Source organism: Halanaerobacter jeridensis, from assembly GCF_016908315.1.
GTDB classification, from domain to species: domain Bacteria; phylum Bacillota; class Halanaerobiia; order Halobacteroidales; family Halobacteroidaceae; genus Halanaerobacter; species Halanaerobacter jeridensis.
This window is the reverse complement of sequence record NZ_JAFBDQ010000025.1, coordinates 1-26,283: the sequence shown is the minus strand read 5'-3', so window position 1 is coordinate 26,283 and position 26,283 is coordinate 1. Positions and strand designations below refer to the sequence as shown.

General features: G+C 32.9%; 20 protein-coding genes and 2 pseudogenes. 18 read left to right on the top strand and 4 right to left on the bottom strand.

Going from position 1 to position 26,283, the window contains the following annotated elements; genetic code table 11:
- The first annotated feature begins 102 nt into the window (after positions 1-102).
- A complete protein-coding gene (gene polX / locus JOC47_RS14620; protein WP_204703107.1) occupies positions 103-1,830 on the top strand; it encodes a DNA polymerase/3'-5' exonuclease PolX in 1,728 nt (575 codons plus the stop codon).
- Positions 1,831-1,876: 46 nt separating this feature from the next.
- Here the strand turns inward: polX and JOC47_RS14615 are convergent, their stop codons facing one another.
- Entirely contained in the window at positions 1,877-2,338 is a 462-nt protein-coding gene (locus tag JOC47_RS14615) for a chemotaxis protein CheX (protein WP_204703105.1), read from the bottom strand.
- The gene (locus JOC47_RS14610; protein ID WP_204703103.1) at positions 2,331-2,750 is read right to left on the bottom strand and encodes a bacteriohemerythrin; all 420 of its coding nucleotides are present in this window, start codon (positions 2,748-2,750) and stop codon (positions 2,331-2,333) included. Before JOC47_RS14610 ends, JOC47_RS14615 begins: the two co-directional genes overlap by 8 nt.
- 292 nt (positions 2,751-3,042) lie before the next feature.
- Between JOC47_RS14610 and JOC47_RS14605 the strand changes: the two genes are divergently transcribed.
- The 16 genes and pseudogenes from JOC47_RS14605 to JOC47_RS14530 all read left to right on the top strand — a co-directional run bounded on the left by JOC47_RS14605 (position 3,043) and on the right by JOC47_RS14530 (position 23,246).
- The gene (locus JOC47_RS14605; protein ID WP_204703101.1) at positions 3,043-3,669 is read left to right on the top strand and encodes an MlaD family protein; all 627 of its coding nucleotides are present in this window, start codon (positions 3,043-3,045) and stop codon (positions 3,667-3,669) included.
- A gap of 6 nt (positions 3,670-3,675) precedes the next feature.
- Complete coding sequence (locus JOC47_RS14600) at positions 3,676-5,643, top strand: dynamin family protein (protein WP_204703100.1); 1,968 nt, start codon at positions 3,676-3,678, stop codon at positions 5,641-5,643.
- A 14-nt stretch (positions 5,644-5,657) separates the two neighbouring features.
- Positions 5,658-8,021: a dynamin family protein gene (locus JOC47_RS14595; RefSeq protein ID WP_204703099.1), complete on the top strand. Its 2,364-nt coding sequence runs from the start codon at positions 5,658-5,660 to the stop codon at positions 8,019-8,021.
- A 129-nt stretch (positions 8,022-8,150) separates the two neighbouring features.
- Positions 8,151-8,666, top strand: coding sequence for a PTS sugar transporter subunit IIA (locus tag JOC47_RS14590; RefSeq protein WP_204703098.1), 516 nt, complete (start codon positions 8,151-8,153; stop codon positions 8,664-8,666).
- 179 nt (positions 8,667-8,845) lie between these two features.
- Positions 8,846-10,393: pseudogene (locus JOC47_RS14585) on the top strand (response regulator); the annotation flags it as partial.
- Positions 10,394-10,459: 66 nt separating this feature from the next.
- A complete protein-coding gene (locus JOC47_RS15595; protein ID WP_239551295.1) occupies positions 10,460-10,825 on the top strand; it encodes an ATP-binding protein in 366 nt (121 codons plus the stop codon).
- A gap of 172 nt (positions 10,826-10,997) precedes the next feature.
- Positions 10,998-12,635, top strand: a complete 1,638-nt coding sequence (locus tag JOC47_RS14575) for a methyl-accepting chemotaxis protein (RefSeq protein ID WP_204703095.1) — start codon at positions 10,998-11,000, stop codon at positions 12,633-12,635.
- 146 nt (positions 12,636-12,781) lie between these two features.
- Positions 12,782-13,804, top strand: a complete 1,023-nt coding sequence (locus tag JOC47_RS14570) for a GerMN domain-containing protein (RefSeq protein ID WP_204703093.1) — start codon at positions 12,782-12,784, stop codon at positions 13,802-13,804.
- A 53-nt stretch (positions 13,805-13,857) separates the two neighbouring features.
- Positions 13,858-14,041 (top strand): annotated as a pseudogene (locus JOC47_RS14565) (amidase domain-containing protein); the annotation flags it as partial.
- Positions 14,042-14,157: 116 nt separating this feature from the next.
- Complete coding sequence (locus JOC47_RS14560; RefSeq protein WP_204703092.1) at positions 14,158-15,210, top strand: Wadjet anti-phage system protein JetD domain-containing protein; 1,053 nt, start codon at positions 14,158-14,160, stop codon at positions 15,208-15,210.
- Positions 15,211-15,310: 100 nt separating this feature from the next.
- Entirely contained in the window at positions 15,311-16,828 is a 1,518-nt protein-coding gene (locus JOC47_RS14555) for a hypothetical protein (RefSeq protein ID WP_204703091.1), read from the top strand.
- Positions 16,828-17,586, top strand: coding sequence for a DUF6063 family protein (locus JOC47_RS14550; protein WP_204703090.1), 759 nt, complete (start codon positions 16,828-16,830; stop codon positions 17,584-17,586). The genes JOC47_RS14555 and JOC47_RS14550 overlap by 1 nt, the downstream gene beginning before the upstream one ends.
- Positions 17,573-20,563 (top strand): coiled-coil domain-containing protein, encoded by a 2,991-nt coding sequence (locus JOC47_RS14545; RefSeq protein WP_204703089.1) that lies wholly within the window; start codon positions 17,573-17,575, stop codon positions 20,561-20,563. Before JOC47_RS14550 ends, JOC47_RS14545 begins: the two co-directional genes overlap by 14 nt.
- 84 nt (positions 20,564-20,647) lie before the next feature.
- The gene (locus JOC47_RS14540) at positions 20,648-21,943 is read left to right on the top strand and encodes a hypothetical protein (protein ID WP_204703088.1); all 1,296 of its coding nucleotides are present in this window, start codon (positions 20,648-20,650) and stop codon (positions 21,941-21,943) included.
- Positions 21,944-21,971: 28 nt separating this feature from the next.
- Positions 21,972-22,286, top strand: coding sequence for a hypothetical protein (locus JOC47_RS14535; RefSeq protein ID WP_204703087.1), 315 nt, complete (start codon positions 21,972-21,974; stop codon positions 22,284-22,286).
- 30 nt (positions 22,287-22,316) lie between these two features.
- Positions 22,317-23,246, top strand: a complete 930-nt coding sequence (locus JOC47_RS14530) for a plasmid pRiA4b ORF-3 family protein (protein WP_204703085.1) — start codon at positions 22,317-22,319, stop codon at positions 23,244-23,246.
- Here the strand turns inward: JOC47_RS14530 and JOC47_RS14525 are convergent, their stop codons facing one another.
- Positions 23,247-23,687, bottom strand: coding sequence for a hypothetical protein (locus JOC47_RS14525; RefSeq protein WP_204703084.1), 441 nt, complete (start codon positions 23,685-23,687; stop codon positions 23,247-23,249).
- A gap of 231 nt (positions 23,688-23,918) precedes the next feature.
- Positions 23,919-25,259 (bottom strand): DUF4351 domain-containing protein, encoded by a 1,341-nt coding sequence (locus JOC47_RS14520; protein WP_204703083.1) that lies wholly within the window; start codon positions 25,257-25,259, stop codon positions 23,919-23,921.
- Positions 25,260-25,726: 467 nt separating this feature from the next.
- Between JOC47_RS14520 and JOC47_RS14515 the strand changes: the two genes are divergently transcribed.
- A partial coding sequence (locus tag JOC47_RS14515; protein WP_204703082.1) for an SSO2105 N-terminal domain-containing protein occupies positions 25,727-26,283 on the top strand: 557 nt, incomplete at its 3' end.

The following is a 26,283-nucleotide window of genomic DNA, read 5'->3' as shown; positions in this document are numbered from 1 at the left end:
ATTATATCATATCAAAGATAAAAAATTAAGGTGAAGTACTTGCTTTCTATCTAGAAGTAATGTGCTTTACTAATAAAATATCACAATAGGAGTGAATTAAAAATGCCAGTACATAATAGTCAAATTACTACGATATTTGAACAGATTGCAGATTTATTAGAAATAAAGGGAGCCAATGTATTTAGAGTCAGAGCTTACCGCAATGGTGCCCAGAGTATTTCTAATTTATCAATTAATTTAAGTGATATGGTTAAAGAAGGAGAAGATTTAACTGAACTAAGCGGGATTGGTGATGATTTAGCTGCTAAAATTGAAGAGATAATTAGGACTGGGGAGTGTAGTTATTTAGAAGAACTAAAAGAAGAATTATCACCGGGGTTACTTGATATATTAGAAATCCCTCGCTTAGGTCCTAAACGAGTTAAGACAATATATGATGAGTTAGGAATAGATGATGTAGATGATTTAGAGAAAGCTGCCCAAGAACATCAAATTCAGGAGTTATCTGGTTTTGGTAAAAAGACTGAGCAGAATATCTTAGAGGGAATTCAAGATAATAAGAAGAAAAAAGGTGTCGAGAGACATTTGTTATTTAGGGCAGAAGAGTATGTAGCTGATTTAATCGATTATCTGGAGAATAAAGAAGGAGTAAATAAGGTTACGGCGGCAGGGAGCTTTAGAAGACGCAAAGAGACGATAGGGGATATTGATTTATTGGTGACTTGTGAAGATAGAGAGAAAACAGCCCAAGCCTTTGTAGACTATGAAGATGTTAAGGAAATCACTGCCCAAGGAGAGAAACGATCAGCTGTGATATTAAAGTCTGGATTACAGGTGGATTTGCGGATTATTGATGAAGAACAGTATGGTTCGGCATTGATGTATTTTACTGGCTCTCAGGCACATAATGTTGTGCTGCGGCAGTTGGCCCAGGACCAAGGCTTAAAGCTCAGTGAATATGGGGTATTTGATGGAGAAGATAATTTAGCTAGTGCTACGGAAGAAGAAGTCTATCAAGCTCTAGGGTTAAATTATATTACTCCGGAATTAAGAGAGAATAATGGTGAAGTAAAAGCGGCTCAGAATGAGGAACTACCAGAATTAGTGACTGTTGATGAGATTAAAGGCGATCTGCAAATGCACACTACTGCTAGTGATGGTGATAATACTTTGAAGGAAATGGTAGAAGGCGCCAGAGCAAAAGGATATGAGTATCTAGCAATTACAGATCATTCTCAGCGAGTTAGCGTAGCAGGAGGATTGGATGAAGAAGAGTTGCTGGCTGAGATAGAAAAGATGGAGCAATTAAATCAAGAGTATGATGGCTTTGAGATTTTAAAATCATGCGAGGTTGATATTTTAAAGGATGGAACTATGGATTTAGCGGATGAGGTATTAGAAAAATTGGATGTAGTAGTAGCATCCACTCATTTTTACCGTGATTTAGATAAAGCAGAGCAGACGGAAAGAATAGTCAAGGGATTAAAGAATCCGCATGTCAATATTTTGGCCCATCCTACGGGACGAATAATTGGCAAAAGAACAGAGATGGAGATGGATTTAGAAAAGATTATGAAAACAGCAGTAGAAGAAGGGTGTTTTTTAGAAATAAATGCTTCTCCGAAAAGATTAGATTTATCTGATAAATACTGCCGTTTAGCTAAAGATTTAGGATTAAAATTAGTGATTTCTACTGATGCTCACTCAGTGCAGCAATTAGATAATATGTACTATGGAGTTGATCAGGCACGACGAGGTTGGTTGACAGCTGATGATATTATTAATACTAGAGATGTTGAGGGATTAAAGAAATTATTAGATAGAGAATAAAGCAGCAACAAACTTCCCGGGGCAAACCCTCGGGAAGTTTGTTAGTTTAATTATTTTGTAAAGCAATATTAATTTCAAACTGATGGTTGTCAGTAATAATAGGAATAATAACAATTTCGTTATATTCCATAGAAATAAATTGATTATCACCATGAATTACCTGCGGGGGTACTATATCACATTGATAACCTTCATCATTTAAAGCAGTTGCTGTATGTCCACTAATGATATTAGCTAATTCTCCAATGGCTGAAGTTACAAACTTATCTATTTCGTTAACTTCCATCATTGACATTTCTTCTACTAAATCTAAAGACATTTCTTTAGAGAAACTAAATAAGATATTACCTTGTACTTCTCCCGTTACTCCAATAGAAACAGTTACTTGATCAGTAATAGCGTCTTCTTCAATTTTAACAGTGCCTTGTTCAATTTCTTCTTGGAACATACTATTAAAGACTCGTTCTACAGCCGGAAAAACTAATTTAATAGCTTGAGCTTTATTCATTATTACCGCTCCCTATATGATTTGCAATTTTTTGATCTTCATCTGCTACATGGTTGATTAGCCAAGTTAAAATTCGTCCGCTAAATTCCTGCACTAAGTCTTCGTCATAGGCTTGCTTTTCAAATTCTTCTTTAAAATTAGCCAAGTCAGATTTAAAATCTTCATGTGCCTGATGATGTTCTTCATAATGAGGATAGTTATGTTTTTGTTGGATTTTTTCTTCAGCATCAAAGTGAACTATGACATATTCGTTTAGAAAATCAACAGTTTTAGTAATCTTATTCTTTTTAGCTTCTTGTGAATAATCAGTAGAGCGAACTACTTCTATAAAATCATTAAACCTTTTAAAAAGTTCTTGATGCTGCTGGTCGATTTCTTCAATTCCAATTTTTAAATTTTCTCTCCAAATCATTTTATCTACTCCTTTTTTAATTCTAGTTAATATAGTATTTCTTGAATATTGTCGAATCTCCTGCTCAATAATTTTTTAAATTAATTTAAAAATCTATATTGTTTGCTTGTATTCAGCAAATTATAACAAATTACGATAAAAAAAAGGTGAATTAATAGAGAAAAAGAATTAATTAAAATGTTGACATTTTTTATTAAAAAATTATATAACCTTAATAAAATAGTTAAATTTATTTTTATATTATATGTAACCGGATTCAGTAATTAATTATTAAAGCAAGGAGGATAGTTTAGTGATGGCTAATAAAAAGCAAGGACTATTAGAAGAATTTGAAGAACTAATTGATCAAATTAGCAGAGAAATAATTAATTCAGCTTTAATGGGAGAAATCAAAGATAATGCTGATGAATTAGAAACTACAGCTAATGAAGTGGAGCAAGAAATTAAGAAGTTTAAAAGAAGAATTGATAATAAGATCGATCAATTTGATGAAAGTACTGATGATGCTGTAGAGAGGTTGAGTACATTAAAAAGGAAAGTGGATGAACTAGAAGAAATCGCTAATAATTTGGAGGGGACTCATCAAGATTATAGTGATAAAATGAAACAGGTTAATGATTTATTAGAAAAGAATAAAGCGCAGTCCGAAGCAGTAGTCAATAAAGTACATAGTTTTCAATCCTATTTGACTAAAGGGATTGAAGAAGAATTTTCTAATTTAAATGAAGAAATAGATGAATTGCGCGATAACGATTTATTAGAATTCAAGAATCAAATGGAAGCAAAAATATTTAATGCCAAACAGGAGATAAAAGAAAAAGTAACAGACAATCAACAAAAGCTTAATATTGTCTGGGGTTTTACAATTCTAAATATTGTTATTTCTGCTGTGACATTGTTTTATATCTTTAAGGGGTGACTTAGAATGGCTACTCAACTTTGTGAACAGACTACAGATTTATTTTCACAAGTGCAGGAAAAATATAATCAACATGCAGTACATAGTTTAAAGCAGGAATTAGAAAATAAGATTAATAGCTTAAGCAGTATTAGTGATGCTTTAGAACAAGTAGGCAACTATCAAAATGCCTCGTTATTAAAACCAGAAATAGATAAAATAGAGGAAGCTAAAATTAAAATTGATGACTTAAGCGAAGACTTGGATGATCCTTTTTTATTATCAGTGGTAGGAGTAGGTAGTTATGGAAAATCAACCTTAATTAATGGATTATTGGGTCAGCGGGTAGCCGAGATGGATTTCCAACCAAAGACTTGGAAGATCGATGTTTTTTATCAAAGCGAAGAAGAGAAGGTTGAGGTTAAATATAAAGATGGTAGTACAGATAGAGTTTCTAAACAAGAGGCTGAAGAGCTTTTAGAGAAAGAAGAGCAGAAGAGAAGAGATTCGAGAGATAAAGTTTATAAAGAATTTAAAAAACGCCAAGAAGAATATGATAGTTTGGAAGCTAAGGAAGAACTAAAAGAAATTTTAAGAGAAAAATTGCTTTATAAATCTAATATCACAGAAGTAAGATGGCCTGTGGAATCAGCAGAGTTATTGGAGGATTTTCAGTTGGTAGATACTCCAGGGTTAGTCCAAAAGCTATTAGGAGAAGTAAAAATGAGTGTTAATGAGTATTACTATAAGGCTGATGGAGTGTTATGTATGTTATCAGCTGAAACTCTTGCTTCAAAACAGTCCCGAGAGATGATGGATAAATTAGAAGAGGATTTGAAAAAGGTAGCTGGTAGTGAACAAGATTTAGATAATGCTATTGCAGTTTTAAATAAAATTGATTTGCTAAGAGAAGACGGTGGTCAAGAAGCAGTTGATAAAGTCTATCAAGAAGCACAGAATAAATTTGGTGATTTATTTAAAGAGATAGTTCCAGTCTCGGCTAAAGAGGCTTTGACAGGTGCAGAAAATGATGACCAAGATTTGATTGAACAAAGCGGGATTCAGCGTTTAAAAGAGAGTATTAGAAATCGCTTTTTTACTAAAGGGCAAAGGATTAGAATTAATAGTAAAGTGCAAGGAGTTAAGAGAGTTTTGCAGGAATTAAGTCAAGAATTATTAGATTATAGGCAGCGACTGCGAGAAGATGAAGTACAGAGAAAGAAATTAGCTAGAAATTTAGAAAGAGAATTGAATAAAACAAAAAATAGCTGTCAACAGCAAGTTGTTTCTACTTTTGAAAGTTATACTAAGCGGGTTAAAAGAAATATTAATTTAAAAGCAGAACAATTATTTGAAATAGAATCAGAAGAAGATAGAAAGGAGTTTGTAGAAGAAGAGATTTTTGATGCCCAGAGTTTTAAGCATAAATTTAAGAGCTTACAAAATGATATTAGTGAATCATTAAAATCAATGCGGGATTATTATCAAGAGAAATCTGTATTTAAAAAATATAAACATTTAAAGCAAGGACAGCTAACAATTAATAATCGGCAAGGGGTTCTAACTACTAATAATGATAGTATTTATAATCAAGATTTAGGAGATTTAAAGATAAACTTTGGGATTGCTTTTACTACTATTGGAGGAATGGTCTTTGGCCCAATTGGTGCAATTTTGGGAGGGATAGCAAGTTATTTTGGTTTAGCTAAATGGGCAGCGAAAAGATGGAAGTTACCAAAAGTTAAGAAACAATTCAGAGACCATTTAGAAGATTCTACGGCTGAACTAGAGCAAAAAGTAATGACTAATATTGAGAAGCAGATAACTAAAATTGACCAGTCAATTACTGAAGTAAGAGAAGAGTCTTTTGCTAATTTACACGGTAATTCTGATGATATAGGAGATATTTTTAAGAATATTTCTCAGCTAGAAGAACTAGCTAAAGAAGAAATTGAAGAATTAACAGCTAAAAAAATAATTCTAGGTCAATATTAAAGAGGGGGAGAATCATGAAATTAAAAAAATATATTTCTGAACTAAGACGGCAATTTTCACAATCACCACTAAGAGATTTGATGCAAGAAGAACAGGAATTACCGGGAGGGATTAATTCTTTAGAAAAAAATTTAACCCAAATAGTTGATGAAATAAATTTATTAGCAGAGAAGTTAGAACAGCCGCTTAAATTAGTAATGATGGGGGAAGTTAAGTCAGGTAAATCTACACTTTTAAATGCGCTAGCTGGAGGAGAAATTTCACCAGTAGATGTTACTGAAGCAACAGCGGCAATTATTGAAGTTGCCTATAGTGAAAGCAAGACTGGAGAATTAATTAGAAAAGATGAAGAAAATATCACGGGAACTCCAAAAGAAATATTTAATATTTTAGATGAACATCAGGGTGAGGTTGATTTTTTTGCTAATTGTAAAGCTGTTCAATTAGGTTTACCACTAGAGAATCTAAAGAATCTAGAAATTGTAGATACTCCTGGATTGGCAACTGTGACTGCTCAAAATCAAGCTACAACTAAGAATTATATTCAAGAGGCTGATGTTGTATTGTGGGTCTTTAATGCTCATCATTTGGGACAAGCAGATGTTAGTGATGATTTAGTAGAAGTAGCTAAATTAGGTAAGCCAGTTATTGGGGTAGTCAATAGAATGGACCAGATTGATGCTTCTGATGCAGAAGTGATTACATATATGCGACGTCAGTATGATATTTATTTAGAAGAAATTTTTACTTTTTCTGCTTATCAAGCTTTTAAAGGAGTTAGGAAAGATAACCCAGAGTTATTACAAGAATCAGGATATAATGAATTGTTGAATTACTTAGAAGAGAATATTGAACGAGAAGCAGATGAGGTCCAGCATGAAAGTATTGTTTCTTCACTTAAATCTTTAGTTAAACAAGATGTTTCCCTCCATGACTCATATGTTAATCGTTTAGATTTTTTTCAAGCTGAAATTAAAGAACATAATAAAGAGATTAATTATCATAACCAAAGGATTAAGGAACAGTTTAAACAGAAGTTAAAGAACTGGGGGCAACATGAGTTTTTAAGAGGAGAAGAAACAAGATTATTACATAAGGCAGATAATATTGGTCTTTTTTCTAGAGATAATAAAAAGGAAATCAAAGAAGAATTAGAGCGTATATTTTCTGAAGAAAACATTGAACAAAGTTTGCATGAAATTTTAAGGGAGGTTAATCAAGAGTTTAAAGAAGAGTGGAAATTTTCTATTGAAGAGACTAAAGAAAAAGTGAAAGATGATTTTAAAAAGTTCTTCCAGCAAGAAAAGAAGAGGTTTAATCAACAATTGGATGAAGGAATGGATTCTGGTAACGAATTAGCAGTAGAAGGGGCGGGACAAGGAGCAGCAGTTGGAGGAGCATTAGGAACTACAATTGCTGCTTATTCTGCTTTAATAGGTCCTTATGCTTCAAGTGTTACTTTAACTGCTGCTATCGGGTCATTTTTACCGCCTTATTTAATTGGAGGAGTAGTTGCTGGAGCAGTAGCTAAATTAGTAAACTTTAATAGCAAGAAAAATGAGTATAAAGCAATGATTAGTAAAAAGTTTAGAGAAATCAAAACAGAACATATTAATGCTAAGATAATTCCTGAAATCATTTCTAACTTAGAAGAGCATAGTGATAGAATTGCTCAAAATATAAAAGATAATTTTGCAAAGCAGTTGTGTAATCAGTGGACAGAAACAGAAATTAAAGATTTACAGATACAGTTAAAAGATTATTTAGGAAGTACTAAGATTTATGCTAACCAAAATATAGAGAAGCAAAAGAACAATTTTGTTGCTAATAGTCAAGAAGTTAATCCTGAGCAAATATCTAAAATTCAAAGTAAATTAAAGCAAAAGCAGGCTGAAGTACAGGAGTATAGAGAAAAGTTAACTGCTAATGATGAAGAGATAATGGATATTATAGAAGAAAATGAAGAGTACAAGCATAAAACAGAAAATTTAAAAGAGGAATTAACTAATAAAGTTGCTAAAGCAGATGAGTTAGAATCTAGATTAGAAGATTTAAAGAGTAAGCGGATAAATTCAATTGAAGACCATTTTAGTACCTGTTACCCTAATATTAGTTTTCATAAAAAAGTTTATGATCAGTTAGTATCTTTTTCTGAACAGCGGATGAATTTTTTTGAAAAGGAAATTGCTAAATTACAATATCAGGATTATGATAAGATTAATCCTAAGCGTAAAATCGGAGAGGCTTTTGAGCTGACTTTTGCTGGTGATGGGCGAATATATTACTCCTATCAGGGCAATCAAATAAATATTTATCGCGTAGGAGATAAAAACTCACAAACTAGGGATATTGAATGGATTAAGAATAATTTAAATTAAAAGATTTAGGAATAATTAAAATTTATTAAAAAAAGGAACTTTAATTCAAATAAAGAAATAATCAATATAGCTATTCTTTCCAAATAATTTATTGTTAAGTTAGAGATAAAGAGGGGATGTTATATTATAATGGATTATAAAAGAGCTGCTAAAAAAATTATTGCTACAGTGGGTGAAGAGAAACTTAAAAGCAAAGTTGAAATATTAGCTCCTATTGAGGGAACAGTAGTAAAATTAGATGAGGTACCTGACCAAGTATTTGCAGAGAAAGTAATGGGCTATGGGATAGCCATTGAGCCAAGTACTGATAAAGTAGTATCTCCTGTAGAAGGAGAAGTGATTCATCTTTTAGATAGTAATCATGCTGTAGGATTAAGAACTACAGATGGAGTCGAAATTTTAATTCATATTGGCATTGATACAATTAAAATGGAGGGCCAAGGCTTTAAATCATTTGTTAAAGAAGGAGATAAAGTTGAAATTGGAGATGATTTAATAGAGTTTGATCTTGATAAAGTAAATGAAGAAGCAAAATCAATTTTAACTCCTGTAGTAATTACAAATACTGATCAATTTGCTATGATTACTAGGCTGCAGGAAGGAATAATTAATATTGGGGATAAAATATTAGAGGTTAAATTTTAAATTTGTTACAGTTCTCGAGCCTAGTGCTCGAGATTTATTTTTTGGGTGTTAAAACTGTTAAATGAAATAATTTGTGCTATAATATTAATAGATGCTTTATTTTAAACTGATATCTTAAAGTGTAACAAAATAGATAAAGTAATTATTTGTACTAGAGAAAGCAGTGAGGAGGGCGAAAGATGAGTAGTAGAAATTCAATTTTAATAGTAGATGATAATAATCAAAATCTAGAAGTTTTAGGGAAAATACTAAATAACAATGAATATAGAATTGCCTTATCTAAAGAGGCGCAGACAGCATTGGACTTTGTAGAAAATGAAAAACCAGATTTGATTTTATTGGATATCATGATGCCTGAGATAGATGGATTTGAAATTTGTGAAAAATTAAAGGCCAATAAAGTGTCAGCAGATATTCCAGTAATTTTTATGAGTGCTGTAGATGATGCTGATAAAAGATTAAAAGCTTTTGCAGTAGGAGGGGTAGATTATATTTCAAAACCCCTGCATAAGCAGGAGGTTTTAGCTCGAGTAGAAACGCAGTTGCAATTAAGTCAAACTAAGCAGGAATTAAAAACTAAAACTGAACAACAAAATATTTTGTTAAATAATATTGAAACTCAAGTCTGGTATTTAACAGATGAAAGTACTTATGGACAAGCTAATCAAAGTCATGCTCAGTTTCTGGGAATAGAAAAAGAAAAGATAGAAGGTAAGTCTATTTCTGAGTTTTTAGATCCAGAGGCTACAGAAATATGTATAATTGGAAATAGAGAAGTTTTTGAGAAGAAAAAGCAGATTCAGAAGGAAGAAAAAGTAGAGAATACACAGGGAGAAGAAAGGATCCTCAAGATTATTAAGACTCCTAAGTTAGATGAAAATGGCAGTGTAAAATATGTAGTCTGTTCTGCAGAAGATATTACAGAAAAAAAGAAATTAGAAAATGAATTAAAAATGCAGAATATGGAGTTAGAGAGTTTATATAGTGAATTAGAAGCAGAATTAGAAAAAGCCAGCCAGCTACACCAACAATTTTTACCCACTGATTTACCTATAATGGAAAAGCTGACTTATGAGACCTATTTTCAGCCTTCAGATAATTTAGGTGGAGATTTTTATGATATCATAAAATTAGAAGATCAACTGTTGTTTTATTTAGCAGATGTGAGTGGTCATGGATTAGATAGTTCAATGCTAAATATATTTTTGCGAGAAACAATTAATAACTATTTATTATATGAGTATGATGGAGAAGAAAAATTGCTTCCTAGTCAATTAATCTCTTATGTAGCAGAACAATATGGAGAAGAAAACTTTCCTGAAGACTATTTCATTTGTTTATTAGCAGGTGTAGTTGATATAGAAAAGATGGAGATTACTTTTGCTAATGCAGGGTTTCAATTTGGCCCCTTAAAAATTTCTAGGCACAGATAAATGTTTGCTGTTAATTGTGGTGGGTTACCGATTTCTACAGTAGTAAGTGAAGATTTTTATTATTCAGATGTAAAAGATGTAGAAATAGATTTAGATAAAGGTGATACCTTATTTTTAACTACAGATGGGTTATTAGAAGAAAGAGTAACTGATGAGATGTATGGAGAAGATAGATTACAAGAACTATTACTTAATAACTATAATTACCCAGTTGATTTAATTACTAAGCGGGTTAAGAATGATTTTAGTGAGTTTAGCGGTAGTGTAAGAGGTCAAGATGATATTACTTTTCTGTGTTTGCAGCGGGATTTAGATGTAATAGATAAATTTAAAGAAACAATTAATAGCACTATTGAAGCAATGTATGAAGTAAAAGAAAAGTTATTAGAATTTGTTGCTCCTTATTATAAGCCTCCTAGTATAATCTGTATTGGCTTTCAAGAAATTTTGACTAATGCTATTGAACACGGTAATCAAAGGAAGGCTGATAAAAAAGTTGAAATTGAAGTTGAAGTAACTACTAAATATATTAAAATTGTGATTACAGATGAGGGGTCTGGCTTTGATTGGCAGCAAGTTGTTAATCAGGAGTTTGATTTAGAAAGGGATTTATGTAATGGAGAATGTAGAGGACGAGGTATCAAGATAACTAATAAAGCTTATGATGAAATTTGGTATAATGAGCAGGGAAATCAGGCTTGTTTGTATAAGTTATTAAATGGGTGATTTTTATTTATATCCGAGGTTTTTGTTGTATATAGAAATATATCATAATATCATATAATTTTGCTAATTTTAGTAATTTTCATTGAAAATAATCATAATTTAACATACTATATTAGTATAAGTTTATAATATTCTAATAATATCTAAAAATTAATATCCTAGGGGTGGTAGAATGATTAAAAATTTAAAAATACGAGCTAAAATTTTATTTGGCATTGGGGTTAGCTTTTTAGCAGCAATGTTAATTATAGGCGGAGTTGTAGCCTATCAATTTTATGAATTAAAAAACAATAATATTGATACTTTAAGTGATATGTTACTTGAAAAAGAAAAGCAGCGAGTAACAAATGCAGCCAATACAATGGCGCAAAACTTAAGCAGAATATATGAATCTAATCAAGATTTGAGTCAAAAAGAGATTCGAAAATTAGTAGCAGATTGGAATTCAGAGATCCGATTTGGTAAAAATAATTATTTTTATGTTTACAATACTGAAGGAGAAACTATTTCTTTACCACCAAATAGAGAATTAGAAGGTAAAAGCAGATGGGACCTAGAATTAGAAGGTCAGTATTTGTTGCGTGAGATGTCAGAAGTAGCAAAAGATGGTGGGGGAATATACACTTATTCTTATAAGAATAATAACACAGGAAAGATCGAGCAGAAATTTGGATATATTGCACCAGTGGAAGGAACAGATTGGTTTGTCGGAGCCGGAAGTTATGAATCAGTAATTAACAACAAGTTAACAGTGATGAAAGATCAAATAAACAAATTTGCTCAAACTACATTGTTTATTTTATTAGGGGTTTTTGTAGTAATAGCTTTAGTAGTCTTAGGGGTTATCTTTAAAATCTCTAATTATATTACTGTTAGTATTAGTAAAGTTTTAAACGGGATGAAAGAAATGGCTGATGGAAATTTAAAGAATACTATTAATATTGAGCAAAATGATGAATTAGGAGAATTGGCTGCTACTTTTAATGATACAATCAAACAACAAAGAGAGTTGATATTAAAATTAGTTGATAGTATAGAAGATTTATCGGCTTATAGTGAAGAATTATCTGCTTCAGCTGAAGAAGGTAACGCTACAATAGATACTACTAATGATTTAGTAGAAGATATTTCAGCAAATATAGAAGAAATTTCGGCTAGTACAGAAGAAGTAACTAGCTTTGCTCAAGAATCTAGTTCTAAAACTGAAGTAGGAAATGAAAGAATTACTAAAACTCTAAATAGTATTAATGATATTAATCAATCTGCAGATGAAGCATTAAGTATCATTAATGAATTAGATAATACTTCTGAAGAAATTGGAGAAATAGTTGAAATGATAACTAATATTGCAGAACAAACTAATTTATTAGCTCTTAATGCTGCTATAGAGGCTGCTAGAGCTGGAGAAGCAGGACAAGGCTTTGCAGTAGTAGCAGAAGAAATAAGAGAATTGGCTGAAGAAACTAATGGTGCTACACAAAAAATTGCTAAGTTAGTAAATGAGACGCAAGATAAATCTGATAGAGGCCTTAAAGCAGTGCAAGATGTTAAAGAAAAGGCAAGTACCGGTGAAGAAGTTGCTAAAAAGACTGAAGAAGTCTTTGCCGAGATCAAAGACGCTAGTGAACAGACGGCTGATCAAATTGAACAGACTGCTAGTGCTACGCAGGATTTAGCGCAGAAGAGTGAACAAGTAAGTACTAGTACCGATGATATTCAAAACATGTCTACCGAAATCTCTCATTCCTCACAAGAGTTAGCAGAGATGGCGCAGAAATTACAAGGACTAGTAGAAAAATTTGATGTATAATCATTAAACCTGAGCTTTGCGGCTCAGGTTTTATTTTTTTGTTAGAAGAAGGGAAAGATAATAGAAAACTCGAAAAAATTAAATAACTTAATACCTTTTAGCATAATGATAAATTATAAATCATTAATTATGAATGAGGTGCTAAGATGAAAAAGATAATAGTTGTTTTGTTAGTAGCAGTTAGCTTGATTTCGTGTACGAGTCAGAAGCAGAATTTAGAGACTGTGCAAGCAGAGATTAGTGATTATTATCCTTTTTTAGAAGATACACATTTAACTTACGCTGGACGAGGGAATGAATTTGCAGGGCGAGAGGTTTATTTTGATTTTATTCAAGATGAGCAGGCGCAGATGCGGGTGGATACTGGCGGCACGACTTTGGCCCAGGTTGTAGAAATAACAAATGGTGAGTTGCGGAGATTAACAAGTCAAGAAGGGTTTTATTATTGGCAGGAATTAAAGGTAGAGGATGATAATGATTATGAAGTATTGCTCAAAGAACCATTAACAAAAGGCACTACTTGGACTCTGCAGGATGGACGAAAGAGATATATTTCAGGAGAAAATGTAGAAGTAACTACTCCGCAGGGAGATTATGAAGCTTTAGAAGTGACGACAGAAGGAGAGGAATATAAGCAGATTGATTATTATGCTAAAGACATAGGGTTAGTCTTAAGTCAATATAAGAGTGGAGAGGTAGTAATTGAAACTTTATTAAAAGATATAGAACGTGATAGGGCAGTAGAGCAACAAGTTAAGTTCTTTTATCCTGATTTTGCAGCAGAAGAGATTAAATATATTAGAAGAGAAGTTGAATTTAAGACTAATGATAGTCCGGAAGAAGTTTTCACTTTAGAGTTAAGAAAAGAAGCTCCAGAGGGATTAACTGCAGTGATGAGTGAGAATACTACGATCAATAACATAGAATTGAATCGCGAAGATAAGATAGTGAAAGTTGACTTTTCAAAAGAATTACTAACAGATATGAATGCTGGTCATGTATTGGAATCATTAATTGTACAGAGTTTAGTAGATACCTTTGGGCGTTATTATCAGGTGGATAAGGTTTATTTCTCTTTAGATGGTAAAGCTTATGAATCGGGACATATGATGCTTGAAGAAGGGGATTATTTTGAGGTGGAAGAAGATATGATTGAATATCAAGATTGAAAATAGTTGTCGCAGTTTTTGCAGGATAATTAAGCGGTATACCTCTTAATTAATTATTACCCGGCGATTATATTGCATATCAAAAGAAAAGTTGTACATATATCTATTGTTTCGGGGATGGATTCTAAAGGATATATTCTAGTAAATTCTCATAATTCAGATCGTCATAGAGTGCCTTGGGATTTAGGATGGAGTAATAATGAAATAAAATTTTGCTTAGTGCGAGTTCATTATTGACTAATTGTAAAAGTACTATTATAACTATAATTTTTTTGTACTAAAAAAGGAAAATTGCTGTAAAGTAAGAAGTAATTAAGTGGTTGCAATACATTTAACAAAGTCAAGGTGATAAAATGAAAAAAATAATAGAAAATTATTTAAGGCAAGCCCAAAATAAAAGGATTAAAACAAGAAATATTGAAGATTATGTCTTAAATAACATGCAAGAAAGAAAATATAGTTATCAACAGTTTGCTACTGCTATTAAAGAGTTAGTAAATCAGAATAAGCTGCGTCCTGTTAAAGCTAGAGGGGAAAATGGTCGCCGACCACGCTTATATAATTGGTATCAGATTAAGACGGAGGATAAAAAGATTAGTAAAGAACTAAAAAAGGAGTTGTTGACGCAATATGCACCGCAGTTAAGTATGTCTTATTATCTTCATCATCCTGGGCAGTATAAAAGGGATCAGGAGTATATTAAAATTATTGATGACTTTTTCAAACGGGCTGACCAGACTTCAGAAATGGCGGTCAATGAAAGATCATTTCAATTATTTAATGATGAAAAATTTTTAAACTCAAGGCAGGGCCAACAGATTTTAGAACGATTAGGCATTGCAGTGACAGACTTAAACTGTTATTTAACGTATGAACCATTTTTCTATTATCGCAATCAGACTGACGGCGGCGAAAAGAATATTTTAATCATTGAAAATAAGGATACATTTTTTTCGATAAAGAAACTGCTGCAGGAAGGGATTACGAAGTGGAATGGAATTGAAGTTAGTTTATTAATTTATGGAGAAGGCAAGAAGATTCAAAGTAGTTTTTCCTTTTTTAAAGAGTTAGACCAGTATCAAGCGGCTAATTTAGAACTAAACTTTTATTATTTTGGTGATTTAGACCCGGAAGGAATAAAAATTTGGTGGGGATTACAGAATAAATATGAAGTCGAATTTATTCCGCTAAAATTTTTCTATCAGCAGTTATTGAAATATAGTCAAGCAGCTGTTGATTTAAAGACTGAACAAATTTTTTCTGAAGTAGCGGTGGATGAATTTTGTGATTATTTTGCTAAGTCTGCAGGGGATAAAATAAAGCATTTACTGCAAAACGGGAAATACCTCCCCCAAGAAGGACTGAGCTATCAACTATTAAAAGTAATTAGTTGTAAAGATAGTTAGTTGTAGTTTATAATGAGAGTAGATGGTCTGTTGTCATAATTGGGATTACAATTTTAATACTTAGAAAAGAAGCTAATAGTTAGAATAAGGAGTTATAATCATGATTACTAAGCAAGTTTTAGATGGTTTTACGGAGCGAATGAAAAACATTTTAGTCTTTAAGCCGTTATTTGATTTAGAACAGAAACGGAAGTATGATTATTCTTTGCTGGAATTAGGAATTGCAGTTTTATTATTTATTTTTGAGAAGATGTTGAATAATGAGGACTGTACTTATGATCATCTGGCTGAATTTTTGCAGGAGTTAATTAGAGAGCAGCACGGAGTTGAATTGGATTTTAAAGAAGCTAAAGAATTAGCCTCTCATTTGGTGCGAGATTGTTTGTTAAATCAGGGTGTGAAGCATGAATTTAGTTATCATAACTATGAGACTGATGAAGAAGAATACTATAAATTTGATCTAATTAGATTACAGGAGTATGAGATTGGCAGCAAATTTGTCAAATTAGAGTTATCTACGACTGGATTGGAATTATTATTTAAGACTAAAGAGATTTATAATGAATTACAAGTATCTATTACCCAGTTATATTTAAAGCAGCAGATTCAAAAGGGAGTTTTTGATGGGGCCTTAGATTCAGTAGAAGAACTCAAATTGGCAGTCAAGAATGAAAAGAAGCGGCTGCAGGAGTTACGGGAAAAGATTATTCGTGATGTGCTGCAGGTGGCTAAAGAGGGGAGTTATCAGCAGGAATTAGATCGGATTAATGATCAGTTGGACCGAGAAAGTGAAACTTTTGAAGAATTAATGGAGTTAGTAAAGGAGACAATAGATAAGTACCAAGAGAACTATGATAACGAAAATTTAAATAAAGTAATGAAGTTAAGGTCTGAATTATTAACGACAACTGAGTTACATGATTCATTATTAAATACTAAATTAGAAATTTCGGAGTTAATGAATAAATCAATGGAAAATATGATTTTGAATACTTTTAGTACTACAGTCAATTTTGAAACAGAGATTTTAGAAACGGTGATTAATAATGATAATCATCTCGAGCAGTTACAGCAGGTAATAGCCCCTTTGCTGTCCTCTAATGTGAACTCTACTTTTAATCTCAATCGCATTTTCGAACCTCAGCGCTTATATAATCAAACTGAGGTTAAGGAAGATGAATTAATAGATTTAGATGCTGCTGAGAAGGAGCGGCAAGAGGCTGAAGAACGGCGGGAGGAGGAACGAAAGAGAAGGCAGTATAAATTGTGGTTGGAATTATTATTAGAACCGCTGTTGGAAGAAGATGAAACTAAACTAAGTAAGGTGATTAGAAAGTTAAAGCAGCAGGATAGGGAACAATATCAAGATTTAATCATTAATCGGGAATTTTATCCGTTCATTCTTAAGCTGCATCAACTAGGTAAAATAGATATTATCACAGAAGAAGAATTGGGCAGTGTAGTAATTGAAGATTTGTTTTGGGTAATTACAGAATTAGTAGCCGCACGGGAAGAATTCAAAGAAATTGGACAAGTTGAATTGGTAGCATTGGATGATGTAATTAAACTGCAGCCGGGATTTGTCATGTCTGATTTTATTGTCAGGAGGGTTACATAATGGAACAAGAGGAGTTTACGGAAGAAGATTTTCGCTGGGCTTTTAAGATATTTATGTATTTAATTAAAGAAGGAGAGATTACGAAAGAAGAAGCTGATTATTATTATGCTTATCAAAAGAAAGGTGTGCAGTATTATTTAGATGAAATTATTGAAGAAGAGGCGGACTGCAAGATTTTTCATTTGGATGAGCGAATTTTATTGACTCCGGGCGTCAATAACTGGTTTTTAGGTTATAGTAATGAAGAGTTGCGCTCTAAAATGAATTTAAGAACGAATAAGGAATTATACTTGGGATATTTTATTATTTTATGTTTGTTAGCTAAGTTTTATAATAGTGACGAGCAGGCGATGAGCAGCCGCCAGTTTCTGTTGGTTAAAGATTTAGAAGAGATGGTCACAACGCAGGTAGAACGAATCCAATCTTTAAGTGAGAATGATTTAAAGCAGCGTGAGCAAGAACTAGAAATTGCTTTGAGTACAGTAGCAGATGTGTGGCAGGATTTACCTAAGTTTGATGATGAGCTGCAGAATATCCGCCGCGGTAAGAAGAACCGGGTTAGTTTTATCCTGCGTGTCTTAGCTTTTTTAGAAGAGGAAGACTTAGTCAAGGTTTTTGAGAATAAGGAAATTAGACTACTGCCTAAATTTGAGTATTTAATCATTCGTTATTACTTTAATAGTCAGCGTAAGGAAAAAATATTGAATATTTTAAGTTCAGATAATGTATTAGGAGAGGGTTTATATGCCGCAGATTAAGAGAGTTAGAGTTGCTAATATAAAGTATGACCATAATAAAAAACAAATTCCTGATATTACTTTTGATTTGGATAACGAGAATACTATCTTTTTACTGGCTAATGGAGGCGGGAAGTCGCTATTAGTACAGTTGATTATTCAGACGGTGCTGCCTAATCAAAAAATGGGCAAGCGGAAAATAGCAGATTTGTTTGAGTCGGCTAACTATACGGGGCATGTAGCAGTTGAGTGGTCATTGGATAGTGAAGGAGAGGAAGATCATTTACTATGTACGGGTTTTTGTTTTACTGAAGGTCAAGGGAGTAGCAGCTTAGATTATTATAATTATGTAATTGATTATACTGCTAGTGATGAGTTTGATATTCAGAGTTTGCCGTTGATTAAAGATGAAGATTTATTTAGCAATCGCGAACCAATTCGTTTTCAGCGGTTAAAAGATTGGCTGCATGATTTAGAACGCCAGCGGGTGGAGGTCTTTGATACAAATTATAAATATCAGAATAAGCTGCAGCAGTATGGTATTTTGGCGCAGGAATGGAAGAGTATTGCGAAAACTAATGCTGCTGAGGGTGGGGTAGATGACTTTTTTGCCCGCAGTAAAAACACTACGCAGTTATTGAATAATTTATTGATTCCGCAGATTCGGGAAGTACTCTTTTCTACGCATGAAGAAGACCAGTTATTTGCAGCCTTTGATAAACATCGCAATAAATTACTACGGATGCCGCAGATTAAGGCAAATATAAAACAATTTGAGAGTATTACGAATCAAGCCGAAGATTTAATTGATGATGTAGAAGAGTTAGATGAACTGCAGGATAAAGTGGAAGCCCAGCAGTTAAGGTTAGCTCGCTTAGGCAAGAGATTTAAAGCTAATCAACGAGCGGCGGAAAATAAGTTGGAGTCTTTAAATAAAAAGCAGGAAGAATTACAGAAAGAAAAAGAAAAATTGCAGTGGCAGCAGAAGAGTTATCAAATTTTTGTGAAGAAACTGCAGGAAGCTGCAATTGAAAAGAAAAAAGAAGAACAAGAGCAGCAGTTAAATTCATTAATAGAACAGCAAGAAGAGTTAGAACAAACTAAGCGGCAGTTGCAGGCGTTGAAATTATATAATAAAGCTCAAGCAGAACAAGAACAACTGCAGAAGCACGAGTATAGCTTGGAAATCCTCAATGATGAAGCCCCGGAGCTGCGGGAGAAGTTAGAGGCAGTGCGGCGGTCCTTGGCCCGGGCGTGGCAATTAAAAGAGCAGGAATTGGCTGCGGCAGAGGATGATAAACAAGAGGTAATTAGTGAGTTAGAGGATAAACTAAAAGAGCTGACGGCGGAAATTAAAACTAAATTAGATAAAAAAGAGCAATTGATTAGTCGGCAGACGACTTTAGAAAATTGGTTGGATAACTTAAACAGGCAGCAGGAAAAATTAGAGCAGGAACTAGAAGTAAATAACTTAAGTGAGCCTGGGGACGTATTAAATGATAAAGAGGAACAGCTGTCAGCAACTGAAAAGAAATTAGCAGAGACAAGAGATAAAATAACTGACTTAGAAACTAAGCAGGAAGAAATTAGTGACAAGAAGGTGATCTTAAAGCAGCAAGAAACTGAGACTAAGGCAGAATTGGAGAAAATTACAGAGAATTTAGAGCGTTTTAGAGATAAAGAAGAAGAACTTACTAATTTATTAGTTAGAAAGGGCAAACACTGGAGTGATTTGTTGGCTCAGCAGGACCAAGTTGTCTCTTTTGTGCGGGATGAATTAGCAGCTATTCGTAAAGCTAAGAGTAATAGAGCAGCTGAAATTTCTAATTTAGAAGAAAAATTGGCTTTGGTGGGCGATAAGGACTATTATATTCCGCATCATATGTTAGTTAAGGTGCAGGAAGCGTTAGAAGAGAAGAATATCTATACGGTTTTGGGCAGCGAGTGGTTGGCCCAACAGGATGAGCAAGTAATTGATAAGGAAAGTTATCTGAAGCAGTATCCGTTGCTGCCTTATGCTATTTTAGTGGAAGAACGACAACTGTCTAAAGTGAAACGACATTTAAAGCGGCTTGATTTAGAAGCTGATTTCCCTGTGGTATTATTGATTCGAGATAATTTGAATTTAGCAGGAGATGAGGCGAGCAGTCATCCGTCAGTGATGTTCTATCAACCGGAAGCGGCGGAATTGTTTATTTCTGAAGAGTCTTTTCAGCAGTTTAAGGATAATTTAGAAACAGAAATTGAGGAGCAGAAAGAGAAGCTAACGGATTTAAAAAAAGATGAAGAATTTTATTTTGAGCTAAAGAATAAGGTTAGTTCTTTCTATCAGCAGTATCAGCCAGAGGAAATAGAAGAGTTAAAGCAACGTAAAAGGGACTTAAAAGAAAAACAGAAAAAAATTGCTGGGCAGTTAACAGATTTAGAGGAAGAGAAAACAGTAGTTAAAGAAAAGATAAAGCAAAGGCAGCAAGAAGTAACTTCTCTGCAGCAGCAGATTAATAAGTTGGAGCAGCAACTAAATAAGTTGGCTGCTTTTCAGGAACAGTTTGCTGTGGCAACAGAAAAAGAAGCAAAGCTAAAGGAAGTTAAGGACAAGTTAGCTAAACGTCGTCAGCAGTTGGAATCACTGCAAGAAGATAAAGATAAGTTAACTACTCAAAGGATGGAGCAACAGCAGCAGCTTAAGGAGATTTATCAACAGCAGGAAGAACACGAAGTAGAATATGAGGAATATAATTTAGCAGATGTTGAGGCTGCAAAAGAGGTAGCACAGTCTTATCAGGAGTTGAAAAACCGTTGGCAGGGATTAAAAGAACAGCTAAATCAAAAGCAGAGCAAACGAGAAGAGATTGAAGAGCTAATTAGTAATTACCGTAGTAACTATCGGGAACGAAAAGAGCGGATTAATGAGTTGGAAGTAAGTTGGGAGTGGTTAGCAGATCATCAACGTCAAGTGAGCAAGCAAGAAATTAAAGATGTGCAGGAGAACTATTAACAACTGCAGTCGCAAGTTGAGGACAAGCAAGATGAGTTACAGGAAATCAAGGATGAATTGAAAGATATACAGGCGGAGGTCAAGGTGCGCAGGGAAAATATTAGAGAACAATTTGAGCGGGGAGTCTATGAGGAATTTTCGGAGCATAATCATCAGCAGGAGCGGGAAGGTATTGAGAAACAGTTAGCTGAGGTTGAGGAAGAATTGGAGAGTATTGAGACTCGAATTAAAGAGTCAGCAGCAGAGAGACAGAAGAATCAAGCGGCTTATGAAAATTTGGAGTATCAACTGCAGCCGGAACTGGACAAGTTCTTGGCCCGGGTAGAATCATTAGCGGAAGAAGAATGGCATGACTTAGCTGCAGCTCCTAAACAAGCCTTACGGCAAGAACTAGAAACTTTAGATGAGGTTGAAGATGATTTAAATCAACAACAGCAGGTAGTGCGTAAGAATTTTGAACGCTATATTAGACGACTTAAAAATAGTAACAATCCGCAGATTAGACAGTTTATTAAGAACATTGAACAGATTATGCAGCAGGGAAAAATCTATAATTATGATTATGTAGAGAGTAGATTTTTGAACATTTTAGAGACTTTTGCTAAGTATAAAGAAAATTATGAACGAGAACAGAAGGAGAATGAAAAGAACTTAGAAATATTAGCTGAAAGATCATTCCGCCGGGCTAAAGTAGTTTATGAAAGTATAATTGAACTACCGAAAAACTCACGGATTAAAATTTACGACCGTAATTTCCAAGTGATTAAAATAGATTGGGAGGCAGTGCTAGGAGAAGATGGGGAAGAAAAGATTTATGAGTACTTAGAACAGGTGTTAGAAGATTTACAGGAGTTAAAAGAAGAAGGGGCTGCAGATGATAAATTGGACCAAGAGATGAAGGAACGGTTAAAGGTGCATAATTTGATCAATATTATTGCCCCCATTGAAGAGTGCCGGATTAGGGTTTGGAAGCCGCGCTCGGAAGAAGTAATTCGTCAGAGTCAATTAGACTATTTTGATTGGAGTGCCGTAGCTCGCTGGTCAGGTGGGGAAAGCTATAGTGTCTATATGACAATGTTTATGATTTTAGTCAGTTATATTCGCAAGCAGATTGAAGGGCGCAGTGATGTCTGTAAAACAATTATTGCCGATAATCCCTTTGGGAAGGCTTCATCAGCTCATATTTTAAATACAGTCTTTGAAATTGCCGCAGCAAATAAGATTCAATTAATCTGTTTGACTGCTCATCGGCAGGAGAGTATTTTACTGAGATTTCCTGTGGCTTATAGTTTGCAACTGCGGAGTGTGATGGGCAGAGAAGTAATGCAGCATGACCGCTTGGAGAGTGGATTTTATAATGTGTCAGGGATGGAAGAGTGATTAAAAGAAGTTAGGAGGGAATATTGAAATGAGTAAATTTAAAATAACAAAAGCAATTCAAACTCCAATATTGCAAGATTTTTCTTTATTTCTTGATTATTTAGAAAAAAATGAAATTACTTTAACTAAGAAAAATAAATATTTTCGGTGTAAAGATTTATTTGCACTAAATCAATTAATGAGTGATCCTGTGGAAGATGTAACAAAGAGAACACCTCAAAAATCATATCCAGAGTTACATTTGTTCTATCATTTGGTTTTGGCAGGGGATTTATATAAAAGAAAATCTAAAACCAAGACTAAGACATTACTGATTCCAACTAAAAATTTAAAGAAATATTAAGAGTTAACTGAAATAGAAAAATATTTTTTCTTGCTCGAAATTTTTTGGATTGATACTGATTGGAAAGAACTACAAGGCGGTACTTTCGGACAAACAGATTTATATACTGTTACTCCTGTTTTAGAATTTTTATCTCAGCATCAAGCAGGAAAAGAAATCAATATTAAAAATAAGCGTAACCAAGTTAAACAAATGATCTGGTATTGGGAGTATTATTTGCTTTATTTTGAATTGTTTGGATTTTGGGAATTAATAATTGATGAACAAGCTAAAAAAGATTTAGCTTCTAACAGAGCTATTTTTGCTGAGAAATTAATACCTACAGAGTTCGGAATTCAAATAGCTAAGGTATTAAAAGAGAAGCGTGATTTAGAAAAATGGAATATACCATATAGAGAAGATAGAGGAGAATGGAATGTAATTCCGGGTTCTCCCGTGCCTGAAATAGAACAAGAAGAAAAGTTCTTTAAAGCTTTTATACCTCTTGTTACTGAGGGTGAATTGCAAAAAACTATTAGTAAACGGCGTAGTATAGATTTTGTGGCAGGGATTTATATTTTTAGAGTATATTTAACTGCAGGTTTATGGCGTAGAATTAAAATTTCTGCTGATGCTACTTTATTTGAACTACATAAAATTATTCAAGAAGCTTTTAATTTTGCTAGTGACCATTTATATTCGTTTTTTATAAGTGGTCAACCGTGGACTCAACCAAGTTTTTCTGCGCCGCAAGACCCTAATGGTATTTCGGTTAAAGAAGTTAAAATTGGTGAATTAGGCTTAGAAGTAGGTCAAGAAATACTATATTTATTTGATTATGGTGATGAATGGCGGTTTAGTGTTAAATTAGAGGAAATTAAAAGTGGAGAAAGTTTAGAAGAAACAAAAATAATTGAGCGAAAAGGTGAATCCCCAGAACAATATTCTAGTAATTTTGATCCAGAAATTCATGGCTGGTAACTAAGAATTTAGAAAAAGTAGGAAAGGTTCAAAAAATACTGCAGAAGTTGACTTTGAATATTGTTTAATAATGGCTCCTTCATCAGTTCTAAAGTTAAGTTTAGCAGCAACTTCTGTTGGGCTTAGCCCAGCATAGTCTGAATCTAAACCAGGGCCAATTAAAGCCAAGTCAGGGTTAAATCCTTTTAATCTATCAATTTCAGGTACTAATAGCGAGGCATAAATTTTATCTCCCTGCTGAGCCTGAAAAAGATAATAATCTGCATCATTAGGCTTAGTAAGACGATTGTAAGCAGCCCACGATAATTTATGATTGCTAACGACGATTGGTTCTTCTCTAGTGGCCGGTCCGTCTGTATCTAAAGGACGGTGGGCTAAAGCGATATTAGTAGCTATTAAGAGCATACTAGCTACTAATATCATTATATGTTTTTTCTTCATTAGTTATTCTCTCCTTTTAATAGTTTAGAGCTAAAAGTTATTGTGTATTATAAATATATTATTAGCAAATTTAAAGTATTCTATATTATATAAATTAGCTAAACACAAGCAGGAAAATGTGTTTAAAGAAATTGGTAAAAGGGAATATAAATTAATTGAGTAAGGATAGATTTTTATTAAAGCCAATATTCTCGAAGAGTTAGCTCGAGAATATTGGCTTTTGTTTTGTAGTTAAATAAGATATTCTTCTAGTTCTTTTATGCAATCCATTTCAAATGCTGCAAGGAGTATCTTTTCTAACTGCTTTAAACTCTGCTGTTTTAATTTTTCAATGTATTGCTCAGGTATTGCTGTAAATTTGTCTGATAAGGTATTCTTGATCATTTCCAGCGCTGCTTCTTTTTGGCCCTCTCTGAAATTAGCTCGATAGATTTCTAATATCTGGTCTATTTCTTCTGCTGTATAATCATTTTTTTCTTGCAAATAAAAATCAATTTTTTCTACAGCTTTTTTCAAATCTTTATCATCATCTACTTCTGCTAAATATTCTTGTTTAGATTCATAATTATTTTTAAAAGATAAATAATATAAGAGATCTGATTTCATTGAATCGGCTTTGTCACCAAGTTCATCTTGCTCACAAGAATCTAATTTTCTAAAGTAGTCGTAGCTAAATTTAAAAATTTGATAATTTAATTTATCAAACTCGTAATAAGGAAGACTTATTTCATTAGTTTCCTCTATCACTTCAGATATATATTTTGAAGAGTGGTTTTGATAGTTATTGTTTTGAAGCAGTTTCTTTATTTGTTGTTGATACTGTTCATAATCATTTCTAAAATTAGCTAAAGCTTTTTTATGATCGTTATTGTTACGATATTCTTTAATGAAAAATTGCTCATCTTTATATCCATAAAATAAATTAATAGCAGGTATCTTCCTGCAGAATGGCTTGATAGCTAAATTATTGTCATTTATAATCTCTAATCCGTTTTTTACAAAAGCTATAAACCAAAACCAGATTTTCTCCATTTCTTTCCTTGGTAGTTCTGGAAACGGACGGTGAAATGTATCATAATCTTCTTTATCTCTATCTTCATCAATTTTATAAAATCTGACTGTATGATTACCTTTAATATCTATAATTGAAATCAAATATTCATATTCGTTTTCGGAACCATTAGGAGAAGAAAATTCTAAGCGGAATTTATAGCTAAAAGAACATTTATAATCATCATAACTTTTACTACTTTTTCCGAAGAAGTAAGATAAAATTGCATATATTTCTGGTAGCCCTTGGAGTTCAAAGCGCTGCAAATAATTATCCATTTCAAAACTAAACATATGCATGGGTTTAATTGAGAGCGACTTTTTTCTTAGGTTATAATGCTCTTTATCAGTGATTTGATTAAAAGAATAAGTGTTATTAATAGTTGGAATTTGATATTGAGGGAAGTTATCAATTAGCCTTTGAATTTCATTTTCTGGTTCTTCTAATAGTTCGGCAATTTCATCGGCATTAAATCCTTGTTTGTAGTGTAGTTTTTTAACTAGTTGTTTTTTGTTTATCATTTTAATGCTCCTCACTGTGATTAGTTTAATTTTATTATACCTTATTTTGGGATGTTTTAAAGTGTTAACTTGATTTTATTGCTGATGCACCTCCATTTTAGGTTAATATAGTAAAATCAGGAATCAAAAAGAACTTGATTCGGTAGGAAAAGATAAATATTATCCTAGTCATAAACAACATAATTTTATTCTAGAATGTTTAGGAGTAAAGTTTGATGACCTGCGTAAAAAGCTAACTAAATTAACAGTAATACCTCTTAAATAATATGCATATAATCTTATGTGCATTATTTAGGAGGTTTAAGCAGTTGCAAAATATTGATGTAAAATTATTCAAATTAAGGTAAAATACTTTTTAATTCCGTATCTAGATGTAGTATATACTATATCTAGAGGTGATAGAATGAAATATTTAAAAAAATATGAAAGAACTCAGATGATTGGGATAAATAAAGAAGGTGCTAGTAATGAGGACAACAATTAAAGCTAAATTACTAGAGATACCTTCAGAGCAAAGCGAAAAAATTGATAACCTTATGCTTAGGTTTTCTTCAGCAATCAGATTTGCTTTTAATCGTAGAAAGCCTGATGCTTATGATCCAATGAATAAAGGGGATTTGGAAAAATTACTGCAGAGTAAATATAAACTCAACTCTAGATATGCTAAAGATGCAGTTATGAAAGCAGATAGCATTATATCTTCGCAAAAGGAATTAGTAAAAGAATATCACAGTAATTATAAATCTAAGGTTAAACAGGTTAAACAAGAATTAAAGAGAGCAAAATGCAAACAAAAAATCCATGCTTTAAAAACAAAGTTGGATAAATATCAGCGGAAGTTAGAAGAATATCAAAAACATTTAAATGAAGGTACTATTCCTAAAGTTATTTTTGGTGGGAAAGAAAATTATAAAGCTAGGTGTGAAGGAAAGATCTCCAATCAAGAATGGAAAGAACTTCGTAACAATAAATTCTGTTCTCGCGGAGATAAAACTAAAAAAGGTAATCTCAATACGCGCATTGT

What these genes read in the sequence shown, in the direction of transcription:
- polX (WP_204703107.1), top strand. Translation starts at nt 103, where the DNA reads ATGCCAGTACATAATAGTCAAATTACTACGATATTTGAACAGATTGCA.
- JOC47_RS14615 (WP_204703105.1), bottom strand. Translation starts at nt 2,338, where the DNA reads ATGAATAAAGCTCAAGCTATTAAATTAGTTTTTCCGGCTGTAGAACGA.
- JOC47_RS14610 (WP_204703103.1), bottom strand. Translation starts at nt 2,750, where the DNA reads ATGATTTGGAGAGAAAATTTAAAAATTGGAATTGAAGAAATCGACCAG.
- JOC47_RS14600 (WP_204703100.1), top strand. Translation starts at nt 3,676, where the DNA reads ATGGCTACTCAACTTTGTGAACAGACTACAGATTTATTTTCACAAGTG.
- JOC47_RS14595 (WP_204703099.1), top strand. Translation starts at nt 5,658, where the DNA reads ATGAAATTAAAAAAATATATTTCTGAACTAAGACGGCAATTTTCACAA.
- JOC47_RS14590 (WP_204703098.1), top strand. Translation starts at nt 8,151, where the DNA reads ATGGATTATAAAAGAGCTGCTAAAAAAATTATTGCTACAGTGGGTGAA.
- JOC47_RS15595 (WP_239551295.1), top strand. Translation starts at nt 10,460, where the DNA reads ATGTATGAAGTAAAAGAAAAGTTATTAGAATTTGTTGCTCCTTATTAT.
- JOC47_RS14575 (WP_204703095.1), top strand. Translation starts at nt 10,998, where the DNA reads ATGATTAAAAATTTAAAAATACGAGCTAAAATTTTATTTGGCATTGGG.
- JOC47_RS14570 (WP_204703093.1), top strand. Translation starts at nt 12,782, where the DNA reads ATGAAAAAGATAATAGTTGTTTTGTTAGTAGCAGTTAGCTTGATTTCG.
- JOC47_RS14560 (WP_204703092.1), top strand. Translation starts at nt 14,158, where the DNA reads ATGAAAAAAATAATAGAAAATTATTTAAGGCAAGCCCAAAATAAAAGG.
- JOC47_RS14555 (WP_204703091.1), top strand. Translation starts at nt 15,311, where the DNA reads ATGATTACTAAGCAAGTTTTAGATGGTTTTACGGAGCGAATGAAAAAC.
- JOC47_RS14550 (WP_204703090.1), top strand. Translation starts at nt 16,828, where the DNA reads ATGGAACAAGAGGAGTTTACGGAAGAAGATTTTCGCTGGGCTTTTAAG.
- JOC47_RS14545 (WP_204703089.1), top strand. Translation starts at nt 17,573, where the DNA reads ATGCCGCAGATTAAGAGAGTTAGAGTTGCTAATATAAAGTATGACCAT.
- JOC47_RS14535 (WP_204703087.1), top strand. Translation starts at nt 21,972, where the DNA reads ATGAGTAAATTTAAAATAACAAAAGCAATTCAAACTCCAATATTGCAA.
- JOC47_RS14525 (WP_204703084.1), bottom strand. Translation starts at nt 23,687, where the DNA reads ATGAAGAAAAAACATATAATGATATTAGTAGCTAGTATGCTCTTAATA.
- JOC47_RS14520 (WP_204703083.1), bottom strand. Translation starts at nt 25,259, where the DNA reads ATGATAAACAAAAAACAACTAGTTAAAAAACTACACTACAAACAAGGA.